Annotated in this window: 26 protein-coding genes and 1 pseudogene; 12 read left to right on the forward strand and 15 right to left on the reverse strand. The window is 58.3% G+C overall.

The genetic code is table 11. The features are described from left to right. Positions 1 to 50: 50 nt before the first annotated feature. From PY650_RS31590 to PY650_RS31600, 3 genes are all read left to right on the forward strand, one after another. Complete coding sequence (locus PY650_RS31590) at positions 51 to 941, forward strand: hypothetical protein (protein WP_285883823.1); 891 nt, start codon at positions 51 to 53, stop codon at positions 939 to 941. Between the two features lie 100 nt (positions 942 to 1,041). Next, positions 1,042 to 1,803 carry a hypothetical protein gene (locus tag PY650_RS31595; protein WP_285883824.1) on the forward strand — a complete coding sequence of 254 codons (762 nt, stop codon included), beginning with the start codon at positions 1,042 to 1,044 and terminating at the stop codon, positions 1,801 to 1,803. A gap of 312 nt (positions 1,804 to 2,115) precedes the next feature. Further along, on the forward strand, positions 2,116 to 2,691 hold the full coding sequence (locus tag PY650_RS31600) for a 2'-5' RNA ligase family protein (protein WP_285883825.1): 576 nt from the start codon (positions 2,116 to 2,118) through the stop codon (positions 2,689 to 2,691). A gap of 105 nt (positions 2,692 to 2,796) precedes the next feature. Here PY650_RS31600 and PY650_RS31605 read toward each other — a convergent pair whose 3' ends face one another. From PY650_RS31605 to PY650_RS31635, 7 genes are all read right to left on the reverse strand, one after another. Continuing rightward, positions 2,797 to 3,555: a DUF6538 domain-containing protein gene (locus PY650_RS31605; protein ID WP_285883826.1), complete on the reverse strand. Its 759-nt coding sequence runs from the start codon at positions 3,553 to 3,555 to the stop codon at positions 2,797 to 2,799. A 403-nt stretch (positions 3,556 to 3,958) separates the two neighbouring features. Continuing rightward, positions 3,959 to 5,188, reverse strand: a complete 1,230-nt coding sequence (gene hemA, locus PY650_RS31610) for a 5-aminolevulinate synthase (protein ID WP_285883827.1) — start codon at positions 5,186 to 5,188, stop codon at positions 3,959 to 3,961. A 125-nt stretch (positions 5,189 to 5,313) separates the two neighbouring features. Next, positions 5,314 to 6,354 carry a catalase family peroxidase gene (locus tag PY650_RS31615; protein ID WP_349644533.1) on the reverse strand — a complete coding sequence of 347 codons (1,041 nt, stop codon included), beginning with the start codon at positions 6,352 to 6,354 and terminating at the stop codon, positions 5,314 to 5,316. A 9-nt stretch (positions 6,355 to 6,363) separates the two neighbouring features. After that, on the reverse strand, positions 6,364 to 6,840 hold the full coding sequence (locus PY650_RS31620; RefSeq protein ID WP_285883830.1) for a hypothetical protein: 477 nt from the start codon (positions 6,838 to 6,840) through the stop codon (positions 6,364 to 6,366). Positions 6,841 to 6,931: 91 nt separating this feature from the next. Further along, a complete protein-coding gene (locus PY650_RS31625; protein ID WP_285883831.1) occupies positions 6,932 to 8,296 on the reverse strand; it encodes a Dyp-type peroxidase in 1,365 nt (454 codons plus the stop codon). Between the two features lie 65 nt (positions 8,297 to 8,361). Beyond that, entirely contained in the window at positions 8,362 to 8,811 is a 450-nt protein-coding gene (locus PY650_RS31630; protein WP_285883832.1) for a DUF6841 family protein, read from the reverse strand. A gap of 42 nt (positions 8,812 to 8,853) precedes the next feature. Then, a complete protein-coding gene (locus tag PY650_RS31635) occupies positions 8,854 to 9,918 on the reverse strand; it encodes an NAD(P)-dependent alcohol dehydrogenase (protein WP_285883833.1) in 1,065 nt (354 codons plus the stop codon). 285 nt (positions 9,919 to 10,203) lie between these two features. Here PY650_RS31635 and PY650_RS31640 point away from each other — a divergent pair, with 285 nt between their 5' ends. Beyond that, positions 10,204 to 11,580 (forward strand): NAD(P)/FAD-dependent oxidoreductase, encoded by a 1,377-nt coding sequence (locus PY650_RS31640; RefSeq protein WP_285883834.1) that lies wholly within the window; start codon positions 10,204 to 10,206, stop codon positions 11,578 to 11,580. 68 nt (positions 11,581 to 11,648) lie between these two features. Here the strand turns inward: PY650_RS31640 and PY650_RS31645 are convergent, their stop codons facing one another. Beyond that, positions 11,649 to 12,305: a helix-turn-helix domain-containing protein gene (locus tag PY650_RS31645; RefSeq protein WP_285883835.1), complete on the reverse strand. Its 657-nt coding sequence runs from the start codon at positions 12,303 to 12,305 to the stop codon at positions 11,649 to 11,651. Between the two features lie 120 nt (positions 12,306 to 12,425). On the opposite strand from PY650_RS31645, the gene PY650_RS31650 reads away from it, so the two are divergent. Continuing rightward, a complete protein-coding gene (locus PY650_RS31650; RefSeq protein WP_285883836.1) occupies positions 12,426 to 12,665 on the forward strand; it encodes a DUF2274 domain-containing protein in 240 nt (79 codons plus the stop codon). Between the two features lie 16 nt (positions 12,666 to 12,681). Here the strand turns inward: PY650_RS31650 and PY650_RS31655 are convergent, their stop codons facing one another. From PY650_RS31655 to PY650_RS31670, 4 genes are all read right to left on the reverse strand, one after another. Continuing rightward, positions 12,682 to 13,491, reverse strand: coding sequence for an alpha/beta fold hydrolase (locus PY650_RS31655; protein ID WP_285883837.1), 810 nt, complete (start codon positions 13,489 to 13,491; stop codon positions 12,682 to 12,684). A 14-nt stretch (positions 13,492 to 13,505) separates the two neighbouring features. Then, the gene (locus PY650_RS31660) at positions 13,506 to 13,892 is read right to left on the reverse strand and encodes a nuclear transport factor 2 family protein (protein ID WP_285883839.1); all 387 of its coding nucleotides are present in this window, start codon (positions 13,890 to 13,892) and stop codon (positions 13,506 to 13,508) included. A 123-nt stretch (positions 13,893 to 14,015) separates the two neighbouring features. Beyond that, positions 14,016 to 14,468 carry a nuclear transport factor 2 family protein gene (locus PY650_RS31665; protein WP_285883840.1) on the reverse strand — a complete coding sequence of 151 codons (453 nt, stop codon included), beginning with the start codon at positions 14,466 to 14,468 and terminating at the stop codon, positions 14,016 to 14,018. 160 nt (positions 14,469 to 14,628) lie between these two features. Continuing rightward, positions 14,629 to 15,627 carry a quinone oxidoreductase family protein gene (locus PY650_RS31670; RefSeq protein ID WP_285883841.1) on the reverse strand — a complete coding sequence of 333 codons (999 nt, stop codon included), beginning with the start codon at positions 15,625 to 15,627 and terminating at the stop codon, positions 14,629 to 14,631. Positions 15,628 to 15,740: 113 nt separating this feature from the next. Between PY650_RS31670 and PY650_RS31675 the strand changes: the two genes are divergently transcribed. The 5 genes from PY650_RS31675 (at position 15,741) to PY650_RS31690 (ending at position 20,715) form a co-directional block, all read left to right on the forward strand. After that, positions 15,741 to 16,646 (forward strand): LysR family transcriptional regulator, encoded by a 906-nt coding sequence (locus PY650_RS31675; RefSeq protein ID WP_285883842.1) that lies wholly within the window; start codon positions 15,741 to 15,743, stop codon positions 16,644 to 16,646. 425 nt (positions 16,647 to 17,071) lie between these two features. Beyond that, positions 17,072 to 17,338 carry a winged helix-turn-helix domain-containing protein gene (locus PY650_RS37545; protein ID WP_432761608.1) on the forward strand — a complete coding sequence of 89 codons (267 nt, stop codon included), beginning with the start codon at positions 17,072 to 17,074 and terminating at the stop codon, positions 17,336 to 17,338. 43 nt (positions 17,339 to 17,381) lie between these two features. Further along, a complete protein-coding gene (locus PY650_RS31680; protein ID WP_285883843.1) occupies positions 17,382 to 19,319 on the forward strand; it encodes an FUSC family protein in 1,938 nt (645 codons plus the stop codon). Beyond that, entirely contained in the window at positions 19,319 to 19,522 is a 204-nt protein-coding gene (locus PY650_RS31685) for a DUF1656 domain-containing protein (protein WP_285883844.1), read from the forward strand. The genes PY650_RS31680 and PY650_RS31685 overlap by 1 nt, the downstream gene beginning before the upstream one ends. Positions 19,523 to 19,533: 11 nt before the next feature. After that, positions 19,534 to 20,715 (forward strand): efflux RND transporter periplasmic adaptor subunit, encoded by a 1,182-nt coding sequence (locus PY650_RS31690; RefSeq protein ID WP_285883845.1) that lies wholly within the window; start codon positions 19,534 to 19,536, stop codon positions 20,713 to 20,715. 86 nt (positions 20,716 to 20,801) lie between these two features. Here PY650_RS31690 and PY650_RS31695 read toward each other — a convergent pair. Continuing rightward, a pseudogene (locus PY650_RS31695) lies at positions 20,802 to 21,790 on the reverse strand (IS5 family transposase). Between the two features lie 368 nt (positions 21,791 to 22,158). Here PY650_RS31695 and PY650_RS31700 point away from each other — a divergent pair. Continuing rightward, a complete protein-coding gene (locus tag PY650_RS31700) occupies positions 22,159 to 23,517 on the forward strand; it encodes a cytochrome ubiquinol oxidase subunit I (RefSeq protein WP_285883846.1) in 1,359 nt (452 codons plus the stop codon). Then, positions 23,514 to 24,521: a cytochrome d ubiquinol oxidase subunit II gene (gene cydB, locus PY650_RS31705; RefSeq protein WP_285883847.1), complete on the forward strand. Its 1,008-nt coding sequence runs from the start codon at positions 23,514 to 23,516 to the stop codon at positions 24,519 to 24,521. The genes PY650_RS31700 and cydB overlap by 4 nt, the downstream gene beginning before the upstream one ends. Here cydB and PY650_RS31710 read toward each other — a convergent pair. Continuing rightward, entirely contained in the window at positions 24,518 to 24,835 is a 318-nt protein-coding gene (locus PY650_RS31710; protein WP_285883848.1) for a hypothetical protein, read from the reverse strand. The genes cydB and PY650_RS31710 overlap by 4 nt on opposite strands. A gap of 64 nt (positions 24,836 to 24,899) precedes the next feature. Next, the gene (locus PY650_RS31715; protein WP_285883849.1) at positions 24,900 to 25,487 is read right to left on the reverse strand and encodes a recombinase family protein; all 588 of its coding nucleotides are present in this window, start codon (positions 25,485 to 25,487) and stop codon (positions 24,900 to 24,902) included. Between the last annotated feature and the right edge of the window lie 293 nt (positions 25,488 to 25,780).

Raw genomic sequence — 25,780 nt, forward strand, 5'->3', positions numbered from 1 at the left:
TCCCGGCCGAAACCGGTCTCGATGCGGTTCCCACTGGGAGGACCACTCACATGAAGGCTTCAATTTGCTTAGCGGTTGGTTTATCGGCCGCATCCGCATTCCTCGGCAGCACGGCAATCGTCGTCGGGCAGGAACAGCCGCAGAAGTCGATCGGCACGGTCAAGTCATCAGGACCTGTGCCATCACTTTTCGTTCTCAACTCCGCGGGCGCTATCTTGCAGGATGACAAGCTGACCATGACCGGTGTCTCGGCCAATTCGATCGTCTTCGCCGATCGTCCTGTGCGGGCGGCGGGTCATGTGACGACCGAACAGTTCATCATGCAGTGGGACAAGGATAAGGACAATTTCATCAACGATCCGCCGAATGCTACCATATCGGTCCTCGGCGGCGATGGCTCGAAGGTCGCGGATGCCGTGGTGGTGCTGAAGACACCTAAGCTCGATGGCGGCAATCTGACCTTCGACGTCTCGGTCCTTGAGGGGAGCCTAGCCGGATCCAGCGGACCCGCGGCCCTCTTCATCGATCGTGGCGGCGGCTTTGGCGGAGGTGGTTTCGGCGGCCACGATTTTGGCGGTGGCGGCTTTGGTGGTGGTTTTGGCGGCCGCGATTTCGGCGGTGGCGGCTTTGGTGGTGGTTTTGGCGGCCGCGATTTCGGCGGTGGCGGCTTCAATCGCGACCGCGGAGACTTCGCCGGGAGCTATGGGCGCGTCGGAGACACCAGCGTGTACCATAACGACCGGACCGGAAATACATACGCCTGGCACGGCAACAACTACTGGCACGCCCCCATCTACCACGGCGCCTGGTATGCCGGTGCCCCGGTGGCGGCAGGCGTAGCTGCCGGGGTCGTCGCAGGCGCCGCGGTCGCACGCCCCTACTATCCGTACTCCTACAACGACGGTTACCGGTGTGGCTACTATCCGTATCCGCCATGCTAGTCATGCGGCTCGGACGGCGTGCCTGCCTGCGCGGTTGGCGCGCGGGATATAGGCTTCAACGGCAGCGGTGTTTCGGCCGCTCAAAGAATGGAGACCAGCAATGCTTGTCAGACCTCTCTCCTGTCTTGTTGTGGTAGCCAGCGCATTCTGTTGCGCCGCTGGCGCGTCCGCCCAGGAGGCGGATGTAAAGCCGCATGTTCCCCTGCAGAAGACAATTGGCGTGGTCACGCCGACCGGGCCAGTCCCGTCGCTTGCGGTCATTAATTCGGCAGGCGCGACGCTGACCAGCGACAAGCTGACGTTGACGGGGGTCTCGGCGAGCTCGATTGTCTTCGCCGATCGCCCGGTGCGGGCGGCGGGTCATGTGGCAACTGAGCAGTTCATCATGCAGTGGGATGAGGGAAAGGACAATTTCGCCAAGAATCCGCCGAATGCCACCGTGTCAGTGCTCGGAGGCGACGGTTCCAAAGTGGCCGACGCCGTGATCACGCTGAGATCGCCGAAGTTGGACGGCAACTCTCTCACATTCGATGTTTCTGTTCTCGAGGGAAGCCTTCATGGCGTGAGCGGCCCTGCCGCCGTCTTCATCGATAATTTTGGCGGCGAATATGGCGGCGGCGGTATCGGACGCTCGGACTACACCGGCGTTGCGAGCGGGAGCTTCGGCGCTGCGGAAGGTCACGACAACCGGACGACTGCCTCGCGTAGCGCGCACTACTGGCACGCTCCCGTCTACCACGGCGCCTGGTACCGCAGCGCCTTGCCCGGCGTAACCGGTGCAGCGATATCCCCGCAAGAACCGTATTATGCCGACCGCTACGACAATACGTGTGTCGATACGCCGTTTGCGGTCTGCTACTGAGCGTTCGATGGTGCGGATGATTTGCCGGCATTTGCAGGCGAAACCTGGGTAATGGCCTCGGGATGGTGCCAGGCCCATTAGCCCGCCAAGTGGATTGACTCGCCGTCTATGCGGGCCGGCCATCCCTGTGATGGCCTCTCAAGGGAGGAACAAGACATGAGACCTACAATAAGGCGTAGCACAGCAGCAATTGGCATTGGCAGCAGCCTCTGGTTAGCCGTCATGCTCGTGTTTGCCCAAACGGCCGTAGCGCAGGAGGTCACAGCGATCGACATCGCGCTCGAACCGGACGCGACAATGGTTCAACACGCCATGGACGCCAACGCCCGTCTGCTCAAGAATTTTCCGAAAGGCTTTGCCCTGGATGAGACGCACCACCCACACGTTACTATGTTGCAGCAATTCGTCCGCACCGATGATCTCGACAAAGTGTATGCCGCGGCGAACGCGGTCATGGTCAAAGAAAAGCCAACCGCATGGAAGTTGAAGGCTTTCAAATACTATTACATTCCGTCTCCGCCAGTTGGCCTTGCGGGGATCGTGGTCGAACCTAGCAAAGACCTTCATCGGCTGCAGGATGAACTCATCGCCGCCGTTAAGCCCTATACCGTGAAGACCGGCACTCCGGCGGCGTTTTTCAGCGATGATGGCGGACGCGACATTCAAAAATTCCTGATCGAGTACGTCGGCAATTTCGTCACAGATGCGGCGGGCAAGCGTTTCAATCCGCACGTGACCACCGGCGTCGGAACGGAAGCCTATCTAAACAAGATGCTGGCGGAGCCATTTCCGTCGTTCACATTCTCCCCGAACGGAGCGTCGGTCTATCAGCTCGGTACCTTCGGCACGGCTCGCAAGGAGCTCAAGGCGTTGACCCCGGCGCCCTGAGGCGGGATCGGCGGGTCTGCACACTCACCCGATTGGGCGATCGCTGCGGATGTTAGCTCTTGGAAGGGAGATGGCCACCCGCAAACGCTTGGGTGGCGAATCAACTTAACGGGCGCGGCTCAAAAATTTTGCAACGGGGTATGCGGCAGCAACTTCGGCAATGCTCATACCGGGAGTTTTAGCGGTCTGGCGTATGTCACCAGCAGGTGAAGCCAGCACGTTTTCGAAATCATACCGCTGCAGTGATTTGTCGTAGGCAAGAACCGCCTTCGCGAAGCCATGGAAGGAGAGCTTCATTTCCCGGTCAAGCCAACCGTATTCCGAACTACCTTCCTGTATGTCTAGGTCGTACTTCTGGATAAAGCGGGCCAAGAGATCATCGTCAGATTTGATGAGGGAGAGCGGAGTATCTGTTTTCCGTGCATGCTTGGCGACACGCTTGCTGGTCTCGAAAGTCTGTCTGTCCAGCTCACTTAGCGGGCCAGTATCGTTCATCTGGCTCTTCATTTCGTCCAACCACTGGCGAAAATGCTCAGTCAGTACGCTTCTTAGTTCCTCGTGCCGCATCCCGCATGCAATTCCATACTCATTCAATCGTTCGCCTATCTGGCTCAGGTAACGAGACAAACGCAATGCTTTTCGTGGGTCACGGGTCTGTAGGGAAAGCTTGAGCGTGGATGCTTTTTTCTGTGGATGTAGCTGCTTCGGTAGGAGCCAACGCAGATAGAAAACACCGCATGCGACTTCACGAGATAGGCCGGATTGAACAAACCAATGTTCCCCTTGGATGTCTCCCGAAGAAAATCCGGCGTCTAAATTATTGATTTTAAACGAAATGGTGGGCCCGGAGGGCACGCCATCCACCTTGTTTTTGTTGAATACTTGTTGGGCCTTTCCCCCATTTGTTTTCGACTTGTTCCGATTGGGCCCACGGGCCTAACATCACGCTTGGTCCCGTTCGATCCACCTTCCCAAGTTCTCGCCCGCCCGCTGCGAGAGCGCCAATCCGTCGGCCTGCCGGGCAATGCGTAAAACGTAGCGGCGGTAGCTTGCGCATACTCGCAAGTCATAACATTCTGACGCGGTTTGCGATCGAGTTCGCAGACGAGCTCTGGCAGTCTGCTGAAGGGCGCGCTGTAATCAGCGTTGCCCGGGTTCGCGACACCCGGTTCTTGCGATTGATCGAACGGCAAATACCGAAGCTTGTTGCGTGAAAGATTCCGAGCAAGCCGCCCACCTAGAGGCGCCTTCGCATTGAAATTTCAAGTCACTCTGCCGCGAGCGTGTAGTATTGCAGCGGCAAACCGAGACGCCCCCAGACTTCGACTAGCGCTTCGGCGAGCGCGTCGATCAACGCGTCATCATGGAAAGGCGTCGGCGTGATGCGCAGCCGTTCGGTGCCGCGCGGGACGGTCGGATAGTTGATCGGCTGGACATAGATACCGTATTCGGCGAGCAGGAGATCGGTCGCTTCCTTGCACTTCTCCGGGTCACCCACCATCACCGGCACAATGTGCGTCTCGCTATGCATTACCGGCAGGCCCGCTGCGTTGAGCGCGGACTTTACCCGCACCGCCCGTTCCTGATGGCGGTCGCGCTCCCATTGCGAAGCCTTGAGGTGCCGGATCGCCGCGGTGGCGGCGGCGCAGACCGCCGGCGGCAGCGCGGTGGTGAAAGTGAATCCCGGCGCATAAGAGCGTACGGCATCGATGATATCGGCATTCGCCGCGATATAGCCGCCGACACAGCCGAATGCCTTCGCGAGAGTGCCTTCGATGACGTCAATGCGGTGCAGTGCGCCTTCACGTGCTGCGATGCCAGCACCACGCAAGCCGTACATACCGGCAGAATGCACTTCGTCGATGTAGGTCATCGCGCCATAGCGCTCCGCAAGGTCGCAGATGCGGTTCACCGGCGCTAGGTCGCCATCCATCGAGTAGAGAGCCTCGAACACGATCAGCTTAGGTCGCTCGGGTGCCTCTGCCGCCAGCAATTCTTCCAGATGACCGATGTCATTGTGGCGCCAGATCTTCTTTTCCACGCCGGCACGCCGCACGCCCTCGATCATCGAATTGTGGTTCGACGCGTCCGACAGGATCACGCAGTTCGGAAGCAGCTTGGCGATTGTCGCGATGCCGGTCTCGTTGGACACGTATCCCGAGGTAAAGACCAGCGCCGCTTCCTTGCCATGCAGATCGGCAAGTTCGCGCTCCAATTCGACCAGTGGATGGTTGGTGCCGGAAATATTGCGCGTCCCACCCGCCCCGGTGCCCATGCGCCGAGCCGCCGTGACCATGGCCTCAATCACATCGGGATGCCGGCCCATGCCGAGATAGTCGTTCGAGCACCAGATCACGACCTCTCGTGGGCCGTCTCCCGAATGCCAAATCGCCCGTGGAAACCGTCCGGCAATCCGTTCGAGCTCAATGAAAACCCGATAGCGCTGTTCGTCTCGCAGCTTTGCAAGTGCCGCTGAAAAATACTGATCATAGGCCATGGGTTGTCTCGATCCTCGTTGCCTGACATCACGCGCAATATCGCCGATCCAGAAACACTACGTCCACGGAATACTCTTGGCTGTTGTTGCCATTGTGCTGCTCTGGTTCTCAAGATTTGCCGTTCTTACTTTGCATTGCCCAAGAACGGACATCCTCCGAGTTCCAGCGCAGCCTGACGCCCTTTCCAGCCGCCGGTGCGATAGGCGACCGAGACCTCATAGATGCCGCGCCGGGCGGCAAGAATCGGATCGTCGGTGGGCTCAATGCCGTCCGTGAGGCGGGTGGGATCGTGCATCATTACTGAATCGCCGATCTCTTCGTTGGTCGTCGGTCGGGTGATCTCGAGCCGCCCGATATGAACTCGCCGACGATCGTCCGGCCAAGGCGCGTTCGGATCATCTAGCTTGTCGCCGTCTCCTGCGAGCTGCAGAACAAGGTTGAATACCACCGGCGCTTTCTGCAGTCGCAACTCGTATTCGTCAAAAAGATGTGATGGCGGTTGCTTCTGCAATTCTTCTAAGGTTTGCCCCGCAACCCCGGCCTCCGGCTCCCAGTGGTAGCGAGCATACGTTGCATGACCATCCTCGTTAACGAAGCGAAACGCATGCAGCATATGAAACGCCGTCTGAGCGAAGCTGACAGTTGCAGACAAACCCTTCGCAAGCTGGACCGCGTGCGCGATCCATGGACGAGACTCCAGGAATAGCGTGACCTTGTCTGGATCTGGCTGACCGGTCGCAGGATCGGGTCGGACGGCCTGCAAAAAACCAAGAGTTTCTTCGGGAGTTCGCGCAAAAAAAAGCGAAATTGGCAAAGAAACCAAGTCTGTAGTCGTGCCGTCTGGAAGATAAAACCTTACCGCCATCGATGCAGTCGTCGCTGGCCCCATTGGATTTCCCGATCGACTGTTCGAGTGTCGGACGGTGACTGGCACCGGGTCCCCTTGTAGATGAACCGCTCGACTGAGATTTTTGGCCTCGGGTGTGGCCCTAAACGTGCCCGCGTAGTATCGGCCATTCGCATGCACATCGCGATAGCCGGGATGAAAACCACCGAAAACCTGGTGGAGCTCCTCTACGAGTTTCGTCGATATCCGATATTGGCTGTGAACCATTTTCTCCTCCAACCGTCCGTGCTGTGGCTCTTTTCGGCCATGCCGTGACATTTTTGAAAGCTACGCCGCCTCATCGAGCAGAGCGTCTAAAGCCTTTTTGGTCTTTAAAGCCTTCCACACATCCCTCACCGAGGCGTCCGGATAGGCGCTGTAAAAGGCGAGTGCCTCGACTTGGCTGCTGACAAGCCAATTCTTGAAGGTGGGATTGCGCGCGCCGGGGTAGCCCTCACATTCATGAAAGAGCAGGTCAAGCTCGTCTGGGATGATCGTGGCGAAATCATCCATGTATGAATCCCAGTCTCCATCATATGTGGAAGCAAATAGGACGCGGGTGTCGTCGTCGAAAATCACAAACCGTAGGTCGTGGACCGTGCCGATGCGGTCGGTGTTCTTCTGGCGGTCACCCGTGAATCCAGCGGCCAGCAGCTTGCGCATCCGTTCCGCGCCTCCTGGCTTAAGGGGAGTGATCAGTGTGAACTCGTTAGATTGCCCTGCCTTTGCGCCAGGTCGGGTCGTGGCTTTCTCAATCGTCGTCATCTTTGTTTCTTTCTTGTTGAGGGTTGCGTTGTTGACTCTGGTGTGTCGCTTGTCGCAGTGATTGTAGGGTCTGCCTCTCAGATTGATTTTGCTATGCGTGTTTTCTGGCCGTTTCGGCCTCCACACCTGCCATCCATTTCAAGGCTCGCAGACCCGGCATGAAGCAATATTCACCCCCGCGCACGGATACGAACTGAGGCAGACGATGAAGTCGGCGGCGGACGGGGCGTTTGGGGATTGTGAAAATCCCATTGCCAGCATTGTTTCCCACCACCGGATCTTGCTCAGTTCCATGACCGATAAAGTTGCCATCGGTCATCCATTGTGATTGCACGAATTCGAATTGCTGCTTCAAATGCGCACCTATCAGCAGGAAAACGCCACCACGCTCCGCACCGTCGTCCTCCATGATGCCTTTAGGCAAAGATGGGCCGTAGTTCGTGCCCCGCCGCAGAAAGTGATGCAAATTGGTCGCCACGAGATCATGGTCCAAAGCATCCCGCGGGTGGACGCGGCGAATGTGCGAGCTGAATGGACACTTTAGCCCACTCATGTCGCTTTCGTAGCTAAAAGCATTGTTGCGGTCGGCATCGGCACCCAACTCAGGATCGTCGAGCTCGGGGGCGAGCACTAGGGGTGCACCGCTTCGCCATCTGCCGATCATCTTCGCAGCGATCAACTCTTCCTCTTCTGGTGTTGAGGCTTGCTCGCGCAGGTATTTCCGGAACGCAGCGACGTGCATGTGGAATTTACGGAAGGCGAGGAAGGTGCCATTGCGCCGTAAAATTTCCGGTTCTGGACTCGCTGTTATCTCGCCTCGTTCATCCGGATAGCCCATGACGAATTCGCCGGCCTTGATGGGCGATCCGTAGCCGGGATGGACTGGAACGCCGCTGCCTTCGACGCTTGGATTGTGGAGTCCGTCCCTGAATCCGAAATGATTGCGTCCTTCAGGAAGCTCACTGAAATCCATCCGATAGACGACGGTAATTTGCGGTAGCTCGTGGTGACTTTGCCGCGCCCACTCTAAAACCGCCGCCAGGCTTTCATCGTCTTTGGCGTAGATCGCCAATGCGATGTGCATGTCTGCATTGCCGAATGGATACTCCCAGTTCTCCGGAGCATTTTCGCCAACGTCATTCAGAATGGGTGCTCGAGCCGCCATGCCTTCGCGGAATTCCCGTGGAAAGCTGTCCAGGAACTCTTGAGGAACGCCGAGCGCTTTGAGACCGTGATAGGAGAAAGCAATACCCATCCATCCAGGAAGAGTCGGAGTCCACCAATCAACGGCCGGCGCAACATGGGGAATGATGCGGCGTAGCATTTCACGACCTTGCGCAGCATCGTCTATACGAAGCAAAATGTATTGCCCCATGTACGGATGCGGCCGCGGACGCAGGACCGTCGCCTGTATGTCGTCTACCTCCAACACAGATACGTTTGGCATTGGCGTCATGATTTAGTTTCCGATTCCGATTGGGTTGCTGCGCTGTAAAACGCCATATCGAGGAGACATGCGGCTCACGCCGTCGCATTAATAGCCGATGTGATACGCCATCCATCTTGTGTCTGCGCCACGAGGTAAACCACTTGAAACCGCTCCATAAGCGCTCCAGCGCTATCGCGACGCAACCACGTGGCATTGACGAGCGCCGCTCTCGGGTTGAGAACATTGATGTCGCACTTATCTAGTTCTGATTCCGCGAAATGAACTTTGTGCAATCGAGCGAGTTCGCCGCCGATGCCGTCTTTGCCAGTTATCTCATCGTCGTCCTTCATAACCATGTGAAAGTCGGAACCGATGAACCTGAGCGGCGCACCATAGAAATTGAGCAACGCGCTGACGTCCGATCGCTTTCCGTTAGCCAAATCGACAAAAGTGGGGCCATAGGATTTAAACAATTCGCGAATTGCGGAGACAACCTTGGGTTCTGCCGCGATCGATGAAGTTCTTTTTGCAGCTTGGTTCATCGGCATGGGTCCTTCTGGTTCAGTAACCTCAAAATCGCTTCGTTATTGGGCGCTCGCTGACGCTCCTGGCGGGATGCACACTGCACGACCTTTGAGTTTTCCCGCCTCGAGGTCCTTGTAGGCCTCTACAACACGGCTCAGCGGATAGCATTCCTCGATCACCTGAATCCGTTTGAGGCGCGCAAGCTCCAAGACTTCAAGAAGGTTGGTCGTGCCGCCATTGAAGCTGGTCGAGAGCTGTGCGCTCGGGGGCATTGTGTGCAACCCAAACGGTGTAGTGCCCTGCGCGGCGCCGACGAGGGTTAGCCGTCCTTGGCTGGCCAATGCGGCCACGCCGGTTTTCAGAGTGGCCTCGGCACCGACACAGTCGAGAACGAAGGTCGCACCGGCGCCTGAAGTGATGTCTCGTATTTGTTCGGCCGTCGTGCCGTCACTCCGAAGCATGTTGTCGGCGCCGTGCTCTTGCGCGAGCTTCAGATGCGCTTCGTTGCTATCCACCGCGATCACTCGCGCAGCGCACAGATTGCGAAGGAATTGAACAGCCAGCAGCCCTAGTCCACCAATTCCAATCACCACGGCCGTGCTTCCTGGGATCAGCATCGGCAACGCCGGCTTGATCGCGGTGTAGGTTGTCAGGCCCGCATCTGTCAGGGGCGCAGCGAGTACTGGGTCGAGTTCACCCATATGCACAGCGAAGCGCGCCGGCACCACAATGTATTCTGCAAGGCCGCCATCAAATCCAAGCCCGGCGCCAAACTCGCCTGCCATGTGCTGGCAGATGTGCTCGTTGCCACTACGGCACGGCGCACAACGACCGCAGCTGCCCCATAACGGCACCACTGCCACCGGCTCACCGGTCCTGAATCCAACAACTCCTGAACCGATCTGTTCAACCCAGCCGGCAATCTCGTGCCCCAACGTAAAGGGAGGGGAGTTGGCATGCCATGCGTCGAGTTGCGCCTTGGTTTTTCCCATTATCGCGATGTCAGTGTGACAGAGTCCGCAACCACCAACTTTGATCAAAAGCTGGCCTGACTGCGGGGACGGTTTGGGTATGTCCTGAAGCTCGGGGGGCTGCTGAGGCTTCAAAAGGCGATAAGCGAGCATGTGATGTCTCCAGCAATTGATTGGTGGTCGCTGACGCGGTGGTCGCATCGAAATTGGTGACGATGATATAGACCCGCTGACCGAAAATTGTTTGGAGCGCTTTTCTCGTATTTGAAGGCTTGTGCACCAATCGTCGCCGCCGATCCGATGACAGTGATATCGGCGGCTCGCATTTCGTGTCGCTTTCTTCAAGGTGGCAACGCTCATCCAATAAGTGCGAAAGCGCCTCAGTTAGGTTTGGCGCCGTGCAGTTAAGCAGCACTGTCATCCAAGGAGTTGCTAATCATGGAGGATGCCTTTTCATTCGCCCGAGCTACGAAAACCACCAAGCCATCGCGAGAGTCTGAAGACACTCAGAGGGCGAGAGCGGTTACGCGCGATGCTCAGCAAAGGCCACGAGTCGTCATCATTGGCGGCGGCTTTGCCGGAGTCGCGGCCGCGCGTGCGCTCCGCCACGCGCGTGCCGAAATCGTTCTGATCGACCGCCGTAATCACTATATATTTCAGCCGCTGCTCTACCAGGTTGCCACGGCGGTTCTCTCTCCCGCTGACATCGCCGCGCCGATCCGTCAGCTCGAAGTGAAGCAGCCAAACCTCAGTGTCATCCTGGCGGAGGTCACCGCCGTCGATGTTGCTTCACGCACAGTCGAGGCGTCCCCTCCAGGTATGTACACCCGCAAGATCACGTTCGACTATCTGGTGGTCGCAATCGGCATGCACCCGAGCTACTTTGGTCACGATGAGTTTGCGCGATATGCACCGGGTCTCAAGACGCTCATCGATGCTGAGACAATCCGCGCCAAAATCCTGGGTGCGTTCGAATTGGCTGAAACGACCGAGGACGAGGACGAACGCACACGGCAGACGACGTTCGTGCTGGTCGGTGCAGGTCCAACTGGCGTCGAGCTTGCGGCGTCCCTGGCGCAGATGGCAAGGGTCACGCTGCGGGGCAATTTCCGTCGCATTGATCCAGGAAAGGCCCGCATCATTCTGCTTGAAGGGGCCAAGCGTGTTCTACCGACGTTTGCCGAGTCGGTGTCGCGCAAGGTCACGAAGCGTCTCGAGACGCTTGGCGTAGAGGTGGTGACGGATGTTAGGGTCGAGACCGTCGACAACGAGGGCGTGGTTGCCGGCGGCAGCAGGATTCGGAGCGCGACGGTGCTGTGGACCGCGGGAGTTGCGGCCTCGCCCATTCTAAAGATGTTCGGCACGAAAACCGATCACGCGGGGCGAGCGCTCGTTGATCCGTTCCTGAAAGTCGCGGACGCGCCCGGAGTATTCGTCGTCGGTGACGCGGCATCCGTCGTGCAAAATGAACATCCGGTACCCGGGGTGGCGCAGGCTGCCATTCAGCAGGGGGCGTACGTTGGACAGCTGATCGCGTCAGAGATGAAGGGGCGAAAGGTCGAACGCGCGTTCCACTATTTCGATAAGGGCAACATGGCTGTTGTCGGCAAAAATTACGCGGTGCTTGAGCGAGGGGCGGTGCGCACAAGCGGCTTTCTGACATGGCTGGTGTGGGCGTTCATTCACATACTCTCCCTGCCGCAGGTGCAGAATCGCCTGCGCGTGCAGCGCCAGTGGCTCTGGTCGTATTTCACAGACGAACGAAGCTCGCGCCTGATCCCGGAGGGAGTGAGGGAGCAAATTGATGGGTTGTGAACGTCGTCTTGACCCCTTTTGAATCGCTACGCTCGGTCGTGCTCTGATCTTTGAGACCCGGAAGTCATTCAACAGGCGCCGTCATCGTCGGGACTGAGCTTCCCATGCCCGCCTGTGGCCTTTTGTCCCGAACTCTCCGTGCGTTCCCGGCGCCACGCAGCCGGGCTTTGGCCATATTCGCGGCCGAAAAGCCTGGAGAGATGGGCCTGATCCGAGAAGCCACAGCGTAAAGCAATCTCGACAAGTATGATATCGCTCGTGATCATGAGTGTTTCGGCCCTCTCCAGGCGGCGACGCATGAGGTAAGCATGTGGCGTCATGTCGAAAGTGCGCTTGAATGCCCTGGAAAAATAGGTCCTACTTAGTTTTGCGATGGCAGCCAATTCATTGACGTGAACAGGTTGATCCAACTGTTCTTCTATGTAAGCAAGAACCCGTCGCGTCTGCCAGCCTGTAAGCCCACCGGACTTGAATGTCGTCGCCGGCAGAGCATGGCGGTCGATTTCCACGTGCAGAAGTGATACAGCCCGAGTCAAGAGAGACTTCGCGAACTCGCGATTGGAGTCCAGCTCTTCGTGAACACGTTCAAGAAGCTTCGCAAGATTGGGAAGGAGACATCGCCCCTCGAGACGAGAAGAAAACATTTCAGAATCCGGCATATATTGAATCGGATCGCCCTCGGAGCGAGAGCCAGTGCCACGAAGCATTGGGTTGATTGTGTCCATGACCTTGCTCCATTTCACTCTGTGGGCTCAATATCGCGCCGACGCTGACGATCAGGCCCGGCTTTCCGGTCTGTGTCGTCGTGACCCACGACCTCGTCCTCGACCCCTACGAAGGCTGACGTGACCAAGCTGAAACTCGGCCCGATCGCCGACGAGAAGCCGGTAAAGATCACGGCGGCGCTCCACCGTGATCTTGTTGCTTATGCCGAGATACTCGCCAGAGAGTCAGGACAGACTGCTGCCGATCCCGTCCGGCTAATTGTTCCAATGGTGGAGCGGTTCATCGCGACGGATCGACGCTTTGCAAAGCGGGAGAGGCGGGAGAAACTTCCACCGAACCATTCGCGAACGGGTATCTGAAGTGTCGCCACAGATCCTATTCATTCTTGGTGAAGAACTCGACGAGAGTGGTGGCGACGGCGGCGGGATTCCTGCCCGGCAAGTCGTGGTTCGCCCCCGGTATCAACACTTTCTCGATTTTTGGGATCCACTGCTGCAGTAGATCGGCGCCCTCAGAAAATACCGGCAATGTATCGCTACCGCGCACCGACAGCACCGGGTGTCGAAGATCTTTCAGGCTTTCGGTTGAGATATTCCAGTGTTGCATGGCTCCGAGTTCGACCTGAAAGTACGTGTCGATCTCGGATACCGCGCGGTCGAATGCACCCGCAGGCAAGGCGCGGTCGGTGAATCGCCGGTAGTCTTGTCCGAACGCGCCTGCCAGGCAGGTGTCCGTGGCCGCGTTTTTGTCTCCCGAGTTGTAGATCTCGAGGACAGATGCCGCCCATTCCGTGAACGCCCCGCCGGACGGCACCAACGTCAGGAGCGGCGGTTCCAGCAATGCCAGCTTCCGCACTCTGCCCGGGGCATCGATCGCCATCTGCAATGCGACGCCTGCGCCAAAGGAATGCCCGGCCACGTGCGCCGACGCAATGCCCAGGTGATTCAACAGCGCGACGCAGTCACCCGCCCACCCTTGCATCGTCATCCCCGCCGGAGCGCGTGAGCTACCGGCGTAGCCGCGACGCCGGTAATGGACGATCTGAAAATTCTCCACGATTCCGGCCTGCTCGATCACCGGCACGAACCCATCCGACAGAACCGCTCCGTGGACAAATACCACCGGTGCCCCGGACCCACGGACATCATACTCGACGTCCGCACCGTTCAGCTGTACTCGTTCCATTCGTGGCGCTCCCGTCATTTTCCCAGAGCTTGTGCGATGAGAAGAGTGTCGGCGGTCTGCTGCAGGCGCCTGATCTTGCCGTCCCGGATCGTCCAGATATGGGCGAATCGGGATTGGACCCTCCGCCCCCGCTTCGTAAGGCCGAAATAGTGTCCGAGAACGATTACGTGATCGCCCGACTCGAAGTACTCGTCCCCTTTCGCGTAGAACTCGTCGAAGTCGGCCAAGAATGGGAAGAAATCATTGATAACCGTGTCGATACCCCGATAGACGCCCCCGTTGGGGAATCCTTCGGCAATATCCCACTCGGCGTCATCGGCCAGGAGTGATTTGAAAACATTCACGTCTCCCATGGCGTCGTACAACTTCCGGATGAGAGTGATTTGTGACGTATCCGACATGTGAACCTTCCTTAGGTTGAGTATGATGGCCCATTAGAGCCTTGGGTTGAGATTGATGGCCGACACCCCTCCCAGTCGGAGTAACTCGCGGCCAGGAAAGATTTGAACGTTTATACTTTTTGTTCAGAACATGGTGTTCGAGTGAGCGATGTTCTCCGGGATGGGCTGCAGAACGTCCCAGTGTTCGACGATCTTGCCTTTATCCAAGCGGAAAATATCCATTACGGCCTCCCCTCGCGTACCTGGTTCTCTTACCAAATGGACGTGCAAGATAACGTAATCACCGTCGGCGAATACGCGCACGATGCTGCTATGCGACTGTGGGTACTTTTGGTTAAAAGCAGCGAAGAATTGGCGGAATCCTTCCTTACCATCTGGGATATTGGCATTGTGCTGCGTGTAGGTCGGCCCCATCAAGGCGATCGCTGCTTCGGCGTCCTTGTCGTTTAGCGCCTTGTTATAGAAGGTGACGACGATCGATTTGTTCTTTTCGATTTGCGTGGGTTCGTCCGCATGAGCATTTGCCGCGGCGAACGTGATGCTTGCACCAAGAATGAGAGCTTTGATGAGAGACATTATTTAACTCCGAGAGATCCGGCATGACTGTTGGTGCCGCCATTGGATGTTAGACAATGGCAGTACGGTGACTTGGGCCAAAATTGTCGCGACTGGAATATTCCAATGGTCGTCACCATCGCCGCGACCGTTCGATGGCTCAGATAAGTATCCACAGCTCCTAGTGTTGCGCGTGCATGAGCACTCGCCCGAAGGGACGGTCCTCGATCAAGTAGCGGACTGCTTCGGCCGCCTCGGACATGGGGAAGACTTTGCTGATTGTGGGCTGCAGCCTGCCTTCCTCCAGGTAAGCAAGCAGCGCCGCATTGGCTGCCGCCACCGTCTCCGGGGCGAAGAGTCGAAAGGTGAACCCGCGGACTGTCGCAGCCTTCCAGATAATGTCGGTGACGTTGACTTCCGCATCGCGTCCCCCGGCATAACCGGCGATGACCACTGTGCCGCCAAAGGCAAGCGACGCCAGCGCTTGACCGGTCACCCTTCCGCTGACGCCGTCGACGACGACATCTACGCCCCTGCCATCGGTGATGCGCAGGACGCCGTCCTTGAGGCTCTCCGTAGAGAGGTCGATGACATGTTCATACCCGTCCGCACGAGCCCGTTTGGCCTTCTGCGTATTACCCGCAGTGGAAATCACCAACGACGCGCCAAGGCGGCGTGCGACCTGCACGGTCTCCATGCCCACGGCGCTGCCGATGGCAGGCGCCAGCACGGCCTGCCCGGGCTTGAAGCTCGCGAGTTCCGTGAGCGCCAGATAGCCCGTCAGATATCCGGCACCGGCGAGATAGGCCGCGGCGTAATCGTCATCGACGGCATCAGGGATGCGTGAAAGGGTCGCCGCCGGTACAGGAACGAACTCGCGCCAGGTGCCATCGGCGACCAAGCCGAAACCCGATGCCCGGACGAACACGCGATCGCCGACCTTGAACGCTTCACTCTTAGTTTCCACGACGGCGCCCGCACCGGTCTGACCGCCGATTCGCGGCAGATTCTGGGGCGTGGCTAGGTAGATGTGCCCCGAACGGAATGTGTTATCCAATGGATTGATGCCGACTGTGCGCATCTGGACGAGAACCTCGCCCTCCAGGAGTTGCGGGCGCGGCAGCTCGACCAGCCGGTTTTCGCTGTAGTCGCCGTAAGATCGGTACTGGATGGCCTTCATCGGACTGCTCGCTGTTCGGTAGCCGCGGATCGCGTTGACCGACGATATATTCCCTTCCAAACTTAGATAGTAGCTGGTAAATTTGGGAATTATCCTTTCATTGGTGAGAAGCTATGGATCGCCTTGATGCAATGATCATCCTAGTGGCCGCAGTGGATACTGGAAGTCTCTCAGCGGCTAGCCGGCATCTCCGTATCCCTCTCGCGACCGTCAGCCGGCGGGTGTCGGAGCTGGAGGAGCATTTGAACGTCCGCCTGCTCTTCCGGGGTAACCGGAAACTGGTTTTGACGGACGCCGGGCGCAGCTACGTCGCCTCCTGCCGTCGGATCATCGAAGAGATCACCGAAATCGAGCGCACGGCTTCGGGGGAATACCGGGCGCCTCAGGGCGAACTGATCGTCAGCGCGCCCGCGGTCATGGGCCGATGCCATGTTCTACCGATTGTCACGGAATTTTTGCGTGCCTTTCCGGAGGTCCAGATGCGGCTGCAGCTAACAGACCGATACGTGAACTTAGTGGAAGAGCACGTCGACCTTGCCGTCCGCATCGGCGAACTGCCCGACAGCAGCCTGATCGCGACGCGTGTTGGGTTGATTCGCAAGGTCGTGTGCGCCAGCCCCGCCTACATTGAGCGGCGAGGCGTGCCCAAGAAGCCTGCTGATCTTGTGGCGCACGACTGTGTGGTCCATGAGGGCCATGCGATTTCATACAATTGGGAGTTCACTACCGAAGGGACCACGCAGAGGATTCAGGTCCCGTCTCGCCTCTCCGTGGATTTGGGCGAGGCAGCAGTTGCCGCCGCGGCCGACGGCGCCGGAATCGCCCGCGTACTGTCGTACCTGGTCGATGATTTGGTGAAATCGCGATCGGTGGTGACGCTGCTGGAGGCGTATGAGCCGTCACCCATGCCGGTCAGCTTGGTCTACGCGAGCGAACGCCAGGTTCCGCTGAAATTGCGGGCCTTTTTAGATTTTTCGATTCCGCGACTGAGGGAGCGGCTGGGCTACAAGGATACGTAAGGGTCAACCCAGCAGAGCGTCATCGCAAACCATGGACGATTTGGCGAAGCAATATGGCGCGGGTGACGCCGGTGATCGCGGGCACAATATCCAAACTGAGGCAGATAAATTCGGACAGTTCTCAATGACGAGAGCGGGCGGCACCCGTCGTGAATGTCCGTACTGCGAGCCTAGCGGAGGCGCGGCCATGACCGGCGCCGCGACCTCTTCACTGACCTGTCGCTGATGTTCCTGGATTGGACGACTCTATCCTTCTATGGCGTCAAGGCCGCGTTGAAACTCGGCGCGGTCAGTTAAAGCTCGGGCAACAGCCTTGAACGTTCCAACTAAGATTTGAAGGGGAGTATCGCGTTCCTCCAAGGTCAATCAGCTGTTCGGTACATTTCGTCAAGCCGGTTGCCTGGGTGATCGGCTGGCACATCCTGATGCCTGACTTGGTGCCTCTCGGAAGCCGTGCCCTGGAGATCCTCATTTCTTTGCTTGAACGGCGCGGCGTGCTGGTCAGAAACCGGGCCTTGACCGCTCGCGTTTGGCCTAATCTATGTGTCGACCCCTCCAACCTCACGGTCCAGATGTCTGCGCTACGTCGCGCGCTGCGTGACGGCCAGAACGTGAATCGATTCATCGTCAACATCCCCGGACGTGGCTGTTGCTTCGTCGCCCCAGTCGAGGTGTCGGGAGATAAGAGGTGAGTTCTGGTGGCAAAGCTTCGGCAAATTTCGAGGAGCGATTACGTTGGTAGCGACGATAGCAGAGCCGCCGTACCGTAGCGACGATTCCGGTAGTTCGTGGTCCTTCGCCATCCGCGTTTGGCTGGCCATGATCCTGGCCTTGTTCGTAAGCTTTTGGCTGCAGCTTGAAGCGCCGGCCTCGGCAGCGGTTACTGTCGGAATTCTTGCCGAACCGACCCGCGGTCAGGCGCTGGACAAGGCCGGCTTTCGATTGCTCGGCACAATTGTGGGTGTGGCAGCATCAATCGCAATCACCGGGCTCTTCTCGCAGGAGAGAGATCTGATCCTCGCGGCGTTTGCAGTGTGGCTGGGAATTTGTGTCTTTGCAGCCAAGCTTCTGGACGGTTACCGGGCTTACGCAGCAGTGCTGTCCGGCTACACTGTTGCACTTATTGCGACGCAGCAGATCGACAACCCGCAGCACGTGTTTGAATCCGCCATGGCGCGTGGCGCCGCGATCGCGGTCGGCATTCTGTCGATAGCAGTGGTAAATGCACTGATGTTTGCCGCTGATCGTCAACCGCGCCTGCTCGCGCAGCTAGCGACGATTCATCGCCGCGTTCACGAATATGCAAGCGCGGCCTTCCAAGGCGAACCAGGCAACTCGACTGCATTCCTGACGCTACTACAGGAAATCGTGACGCTCCGGCCAGAGATCGCAAGCGTAGCCTTGGAGTCGAGCAGCGGCTCCGTCAGGAGCGCTGCCGCCCGCACCGCGGCGGTCGGCTTGGTTGCTGAATTGCAGGTAGCCCGGATCTTGAACAGCGGTCCGGTTGATGTCGACAACACGGCTTGCGATCAGGCAAGAGCTGCACTCGAGCGAGCGGACCGTTCCGCCTTGGCGGTGCAGGGGCTGCCGGAACTTGTGGCGGGACAGAAACGTGTACGTGACGTTGCGACCGAAGCTTCGGCATGGGCAGCCAGAGAATTGCTGCACCGGGATGACGAGGTTCGCCAGGATCTATTAGCCCTGAGGTCGGCGAGATGGCCACTGCGGATTTGGCGGACCCCCTTGTATCGATCCTATAGAACCGCGGCCGAAAGTGGTGTCCGCGCCGTCGCATGGTTTGCGATCGCTTCGGCGTTCTACATTTGGGCCGGGTGGCCTGCTGCGAGCGTTTCACTCTCTTTCGTCGCGCTGATTACCGGATTGGGGGCCACAACACCGAACCCGCGCGGCTTCACCACCATCACGCTTGTTGGTACGCCGATCGCGGCTGTCCTGACCGGCCTACTCGAATTCATCATCCTCAATGGCGCCGACGCCTTTCCTCTGCTGGCTATCGGTCTTGCTCCTTTTATGATCGGCTCAGCACTCCTCATGACCTCCAAAAGACTTCTTTGGTCGTCCCTTGGTCGCGTCAATCTGCTTTTCATCATAATCATCCTCGCGCCGAGCAATCCGCAGACCTACAATCCCCAGGCCTTCCTCTTTACCTCGCTGTTCATTGTCGCGGCCGCGGCGCTCCTGCTTGCGGCACAAACACTGATTCCGCCCATCTCCGGCGACAAGCGCAGGATGCGGTTGCTGGCGGAGGCTCGCAGCGAGCTTCACAAACGTGGCCACCGGAATGGGGAAGCCCCCGAAGAAGCAACGTTCCGGGACGCCTCGCGGATCGGGCAATTTCTCGCTGCTGGAGGAGCGCAGGACAGTCGCGCCCTTGCGGAAATGCTCTCTTGCTTCGACCAATCGGCAATGGTGCGGCTTTGCAATGCGAGGCTGATGCAGCTTGCCGATGGACCACTTGCATCACTTGCGGAAGAAGCACGCAAGGCGATTGCTAAGCGAGATACGGCCACCTTGCGCACCATTGCACACGGGTTGCGCGAACAGACTCCGCAGAAAGACTCGGTCGAGGCAGATGTTGCTGCGCGACTCATTACAGCCAGCGACATCATCGATCGCGGCAGCACCGTCGAACCCTTTCGAAAGGCTCTCTGATGACACACACCTTTCCGGAGCTGGTCATCGAAGGCGTATTGGTTGCGCCGTTCGTAACCTATTTCCTGGCGGCTCTCGTGGTCGTGGCCGTCCTTCGCCCGATTCTTCATCTTGTCGGATTTGCGAAGATCCTTGGCCCCTCCCCAGTTGCTGAGTTCAGCCTCTACGTGACGATTCTTTGTCTCTTGATGTTACTGTTCTAGAGGAGGCCTCCATGGAAGCGATCGCTGGTGATGACGTTATTCAACAAGGCGAAACGACGGACGCGTGCACCCCCCCAATCGCAGGTAAGGTATCGTCGCCTCAAAAGTTCGACGGCATCGAACAAAAAACATCCCAAACGTCTCAGGATAGACCGATCCCCTTGTCCTCGGCAAAGTCTCAATTGCGGTGGCGAAGCGACGCCTTGCGATCTCTGCGGTTTCTATTGCGCAGACTAGCGACGATCGGCATCGCGATCGTCGCGGTGTTCGCGGCACTGACGACCTGGAACGTGTATAACTACGCGCCCTGGACGCGCGATGGGCGCGTGCGAGTTCAAGTCGCGAGTGTCGCGCCTCAGGTATCTGGTCAAATCAAGGAACTGCGAATCGTCGACAACCAGTTTGTTCACAAGGGTGACCTTTTGTATGTCATCGATCCGTTCGATTTCGAGGTCGCACTACGCACCAACAAAGCCGCCCTGCAACAAAAGGCGGCCGATCGGGACGTGAAGGAATTGCAGTTCGAGCGCCGCCGCCGCTTGTCTCAAGACCTGGCAACCAGCGTCGAGGAAAAACAAATCTACGAAGGGGCTGCGATTCAAGCGAACGCTGCCGTTGACGCAGCTCAGGAGCAAGTCGCACAGGCGGAGATCAATTTGCAGCGCACTGAGGTGCGCAGTCCAGTAAATGGAATTATCACCAATCTCCTGCTCCGAGAGGGCGATTACGCGCATGCGGGCGCCACGAACGTCTCGATCATCGATACGGATAGCTATTGGGTCGACGGCTATTTCGAGGAAACAAAGCTAGCAGGGCTGTGCGTGGGAGACCGTGCCGAGGCAAAGCTAATGGGCTACTCGGCGCCCATTATGGGACACATCGCGACAGTAACGCGTGGCGTCAGCGTCTCCAATGCGACAGCTGCCACGCAGGGGCTGCCCAATGTCGATCCGGTCTACACCTGGGTACGCTTGGCGCAGAGAGTGCCGGTCAGGATCGCGATCGACAATGTGCCTCCTGGTGTCCCACTGGTGTCCGGCTTGACCACAACCATCACGCTCCGTGACGGCAAGGACGACGAGAACGGAACGCTCTTGCAAAGAGTTCGCGCCGAGCTCGAGACGAGCTTCTTCGGATTGATCGGCGGTGCTTCGGCGCGGCCAGGCTGCATTCCTGGCCCTTCGTCTACGTAGCCGTGGGAACAGTTTCTTTTTCGGACTTCGATCGGCGTTGGTGCAGCGATCGAAAATCTGACAGGCTCTGATCTTGATGCCGTCGTCTATGAGGTGGTTACAATGCGCCGAACGGATTTCGGGCGTGTGCACTCGAGCACACGATTAAGGACGGCGCAGCCGATGGCGATCTCGGCCTGTTGCGCTCGATATGATCGCGCATGTGAGCGGCGTCCGAAGATCGATTGGTAGCGACCGATTGTGGTCTCGACGAGAGAACGCTTTGCCATAGCCGGTCGTAGCTTGCCATTTCATTCGCCCGTCCGTGTTGATCGCCGCGATATGCCGATCGCGCTGGCAGGCGGTCTCGGTATCCGAGCGGTCGACCGCGTTGGAGCGCGGCGGAATGACAACGGCAGCATCGCAGCTGTGCCTGGTGATGGCGGCGTAGGTCGGGTTACCGTCATAGGCGCCATTGGCGGTGAACTGGCCGATTGGGGCTTCGATCTGGTCTAGCAGCGGCTCCACCTGCGAGGCATCGCCAGTATCCTGATCGGTCATGACATACGCGATGATCTCGCCGCTGTCGGCATCCAGTGCCAGATGCAATTTGCGCCATCTCCAACGCGATCTGGCGCCATGCTTTTCCTCCAGCCATTGGCCAGCGCCGTAAATCTCAAGTCCAGTGCTGTCGTAAGGACGTGAACAGGCCCTTCCGCTGAAACGGAGCAGCCTTGTCGGCTATCAGGCAATCGCCATGTGCGTGCCCGGCGGCTAAGTGTGGTGTGATCGGGGACGGCTAGGTCCAATCCCATCAGTTGCAGCACGGATGTCAGCAAGCCCTCCGTCTGACGCAGCCGCAGGCCGAACACTACGCCCAGCGTCAGAGCGGTCTCGATCGCCAGGTCGAAGTAGCGCGGCTGGCCACCGCGCGTCGTGCGCTTCGGCGCTTGCCACTGCGATAAGGCCTCCGCGATCATCCATAGCGTCAGGCTGCCACGCCGGCAAAGGCCTGCCTCGTATTCCCGCCAGTTCGTCACCCCGAACTTCATCCTCCAATGCGGTGACGGCGGGCAGCATTGTGTTTGAAAGGCATCGTTGCGAAAGACCAGTTATTGCGCTGGTCGCTCACCTACACCTACCCCCGGGTGATGGCCGAACCTGCAATTTGCTCCTGCGCCTCTTCGGCTTGGTTCCGCTTTGTCAGCTCTGACGCTCGGCTTCGCGCCAAGTCTGCAGGGTCTTCTCCGGTCGACACGTCAAGAATCCTTTGGTGATTTAGCAGATCGCAAGCGCCCATGAATCGATCTCTTCTCGATTTGCGTCAAGGCCGCGTTGAAACTCGGCGCGATCATTTCAGCTCGGGCAACAGCCTTGAACGTTCCAACTAAGATTTGAAGGGGAGTATCGCGTTCCTCCAAGGTCAATCAGCTGTTCGGTACATTTCGTCAAGCCGGTGCCTGGGTGATCGCGTGGCACATCCTGATGCCTGCGTTCACCGTCGGAGCTGCTTCCTTCATCGCTGTCGTCGAGGGCCTCAGTCTCGCGACCGGACGCGAGATCTACGTCAGAATCTCGATATTCTGGACCAAGATCTTTGCCATTGCATTCGGCATGGGAGTCGTGACAGGCCTAATCATGCCGTTTCAGTTCGGCACCAACTGGAGCCGCTATGCCTCGGCAGCGGGCAACGTGCTTTCGCCGCTGTTTGCATATGAGGGGCTGACGGCTTTCTTCCTGGAAGCCGGTTTTCTCGGTGTCCTTCTTTTCGGGCGCACGCGGGTTCCACCGTGGGCGCATTTCTTCGCAGCTCTCATGGTGGCGATCGGAACCTTGTTTTCGACATTCTGGATCTTGTCCGCCAATAGCTGGATGCAGACGCCCGCCGGCTACGAGATCATCAATGGCCAGTTCGTTCCGAAAGACTGGATCGAGGTGATTTTCAATCCGTCATTTCCCTACCGGCTCGCGCATACGGCTATCGCATTTTTCACGACGACCGGGTTCGTCGTTCTCGGCGTCGGCGCCTACCTGTTGCGGCGTAATCGATCCCCACAGGAAGCGCGCATCATGATGTCGATGGCGCTGTGGTTTCTAACTGCACTGGTGCCGCTGCAGATGGTGGTCGGTGATATGCACGGCCTTAACACCCGCAAATATCAGCCTGCAAAACTCGCGGCTATTGAAGCCCGTTGGGAAACCGGCAAGGCCGTGCCTCTGACCCTTTTTGCAATTCCGGACGATAAGGCCGAGCAAAACAAGTTCGCGGTCGAAATTCCTGTGCTCGGAAGCCTGATCCTGACCCACGACCTCAATGGCGAGGTGAAAGGTCTGAAGGACTTTCCCGCCGATCAGCGTCCACCGGTCGCGATCCCCTTCTTCGCCTTCCGCGCAATGGTCGGATGCGCTGTTGCGATGCTTGCGCTCGTGGTTCTGGGTGGCTGGTTGCGGTGGCGCGGGCGTCTTTATGACACGCAACTCTATCTGGTGGCATGTCAGTGTGCGCTTCCGCTAGGCTTTATCGCGGTCGTCGCGGGATGGTTCGTGACCGAGGTCGGTCGGCAGCCGTGGACAATCTATGGGCTCTTGCGCACGGCAGCCTCGGTGTCGCCGTCTCTGACAGGCTCGGCGGTCACGCTGTCGCTCTTGGCTTACACAGCGGTCTATCTGCTGATCCATCCCTCAGGACTCATCCTCTTGTTCCGGCTCGTTCGCAAAGGTCCGCAGGGGATCAGCGAAGCGACGCCGTCAATCGTGGCCGGCAGATCTGTCGCGCCGGTTCTCGCACCCGCAATCCACATCATGAAAGGAGAAGTGCAATGACCCAGGTGCTCGATTTAGTCCCGATCTGGACGATGATCCTGGGACTGGCGGTATTCTTCTACGTCCTGCTCGACGGCTTCGATCTCGGCGTAGGCATACTTTACGGCCTTGCGCCTGATAAGCGCTCCCGCAATACCATCATGAACTCGATCGCACCCGTCTGGGATGGCAATGAGACCTGGCTCGTGCTGGGTGGCCTTGGCCTTCTCGCGGCGTTCCCCACCGCTTTCGCGGTGATCATTCCGGCGGTGTATTTTCCCATCCTGGTGATGTTGCTTTCGCTGATGTTCCGCGGTGTTGCTTTCGAGTTCCGCTCGCACGAGCTAGAAGATAAGGGATTCTGGGACCACGCATTCTCGTGTGGATCCGCAATCGCCACCTTTGCCCAAGGTGTCGTCCTTGGCGCATTTGTTCAGGGCTTCCCGGTTCGCGACGGCCAATTCGCCGGAACGTCCTTTGGGTTTCTCACGCCCTTTTCCATTCTGACCGGCGTTGCCTTGATGTTTGGCTACGGCCTTCTCGGCGCGAGCTGGCTTATCCTGAAAACCGAGGGCAATCTCCAGGCCGCAGCTCGCCGCCAAGGCCGCATCTGCCTTATTGGCGTGGTGACGGCGATCGCGATCGTGAGCATCTGGACGCCCATCATGAGCTCCGCGGTAGCGGCGCGCTGGTTTGCATGGCCGAACATCGGGTTCTTCGCGCCGATGCCCCTGCTGTCCGGTTTGGTCGCATTCGGGACATGGCGGTCTCTTGGCAGCAAGGCCGAAGCGACACCCTTTTTTGGCGCCATCGGCCTCTTCGTGCTGGCATATGCCGGCATGATTATCAGTCTGTATCCGATGATTGTGCCCTATCAACTGACGCTGTGGGAGGCCGCCTCCTCGCCGCGCACCCAGGCTTTCCTTCTGGTCGGAACGCTGTTCCTGCTCCCGGTCATTCTAACCTATTCAAGCTGGTCCTATTGGGTGTTCCGCGGAAAGGTCCGGGCCGACGTCGGGTATTAGTGATCGCTCCTGCCAACGCTTTGTGGGGTCAAGTGATGACGACGAAATTTGTTGCCATTCACCGGATAGCGGTGAGGCTTCTTCGCCAGCGCGTCCACCTCGGCGTAGTGCTTTCGGCCGGTCTCCCTTCGTTTGCGTTCGCGGCCGCCGCGAAACTTTTCGACCAGCATGGCATCCTCGAACTCGGAAACCCGCCGAGCACCTGCCTGATCAGCGTGACGGTAGGCGCGTCGCGACCGCTCCGCAAATCGTCCAGGAAACAAAGATGCGATGGCATCCGCCTGACAAATCGCATCCGTCACCAATTGCGCCATATCAAAAGCTGCTCAACCGTCGCCGCCTCCTTGCGGATCGTTGCGAAATACCAACGACCCACCATCACCTGTTCGCAATCTCAGCCTTGACCGTGTTCCTTAGGACATTCTGCACTGTCGCCACGCTGAAGCCGACGCTCTTTGCGATCGAGCGGAAGCTTTCACCCGCCGCCCGCCGCGCCTCAATGTCCCTGGCGATTTCGTCGGTAACTGATTTTGGCCGCCCACCCGTCCTGCCCTCGGCCTTGGCCCGCGCTATGCCTTCCATCTGACGTTCACGGCGGATCGCTGTCTCGAACTCGGCAATCAGCGCCAAAATCTCCATCACCAACTTCCCGGTGCGGCTTGTCGTATCCACCGCCGCGTCGTCCAGCACCTTGAACGCCACCCCCTTCCCTTCCAGCTTCGTCACGATGGCATAAAGGTCCGCGGTTGAGCGCGCTAGCCGGTCCAGCTTGGTCACCAGAAGCGTGTCGTCCTCCCGCACATACTCGAGACACTTTTTCAGTTCTTCGCGAGCAAGATCCACGCCAGAGCGCTTCTCCTGAAAGATTTTCGTCGCCCCGGCCCTCTTCAATCGTTCGACCTGGCCCTCGTAGTCCTGGCCGACGCCAATGACAAGGCTGCATAGAAAGTGGAGGAAGCGACGCAAGCGCAGGATTGCTTCGCACCGACAGAGCTTCTCAAGATATCAAGATTGTGTGGGCCACTGGGAGTGTGTGTCCGGCAACAGTGCACCTGTCGCCAATTGAGTCACGTGTTGGGAATCTTTGCCTTAGGCATTCTAAAAAAGTGAGAATTCCGGATCGTGGTGACAATATTCCGGAATTTTGCGACCGGCTACAGTCTCTTATGTTCGTATTCAAGCCCTTTGGCCATGATTTTTCCTTTTCGACTTTGACGACGAATGCACATGCTTGAAGCTATTGAACAAAGGAGGAGACA

The sequence above is a fragment of the Martinezella calliandrae genome (assembly GCF_030272695.1).
Lineage (GTDB): Bacteria > Pseudomonadota > Alphaproteobacteria > Rhizobiales > Rhizobiaceae > Rhizobium > Rhizobium calliandrae.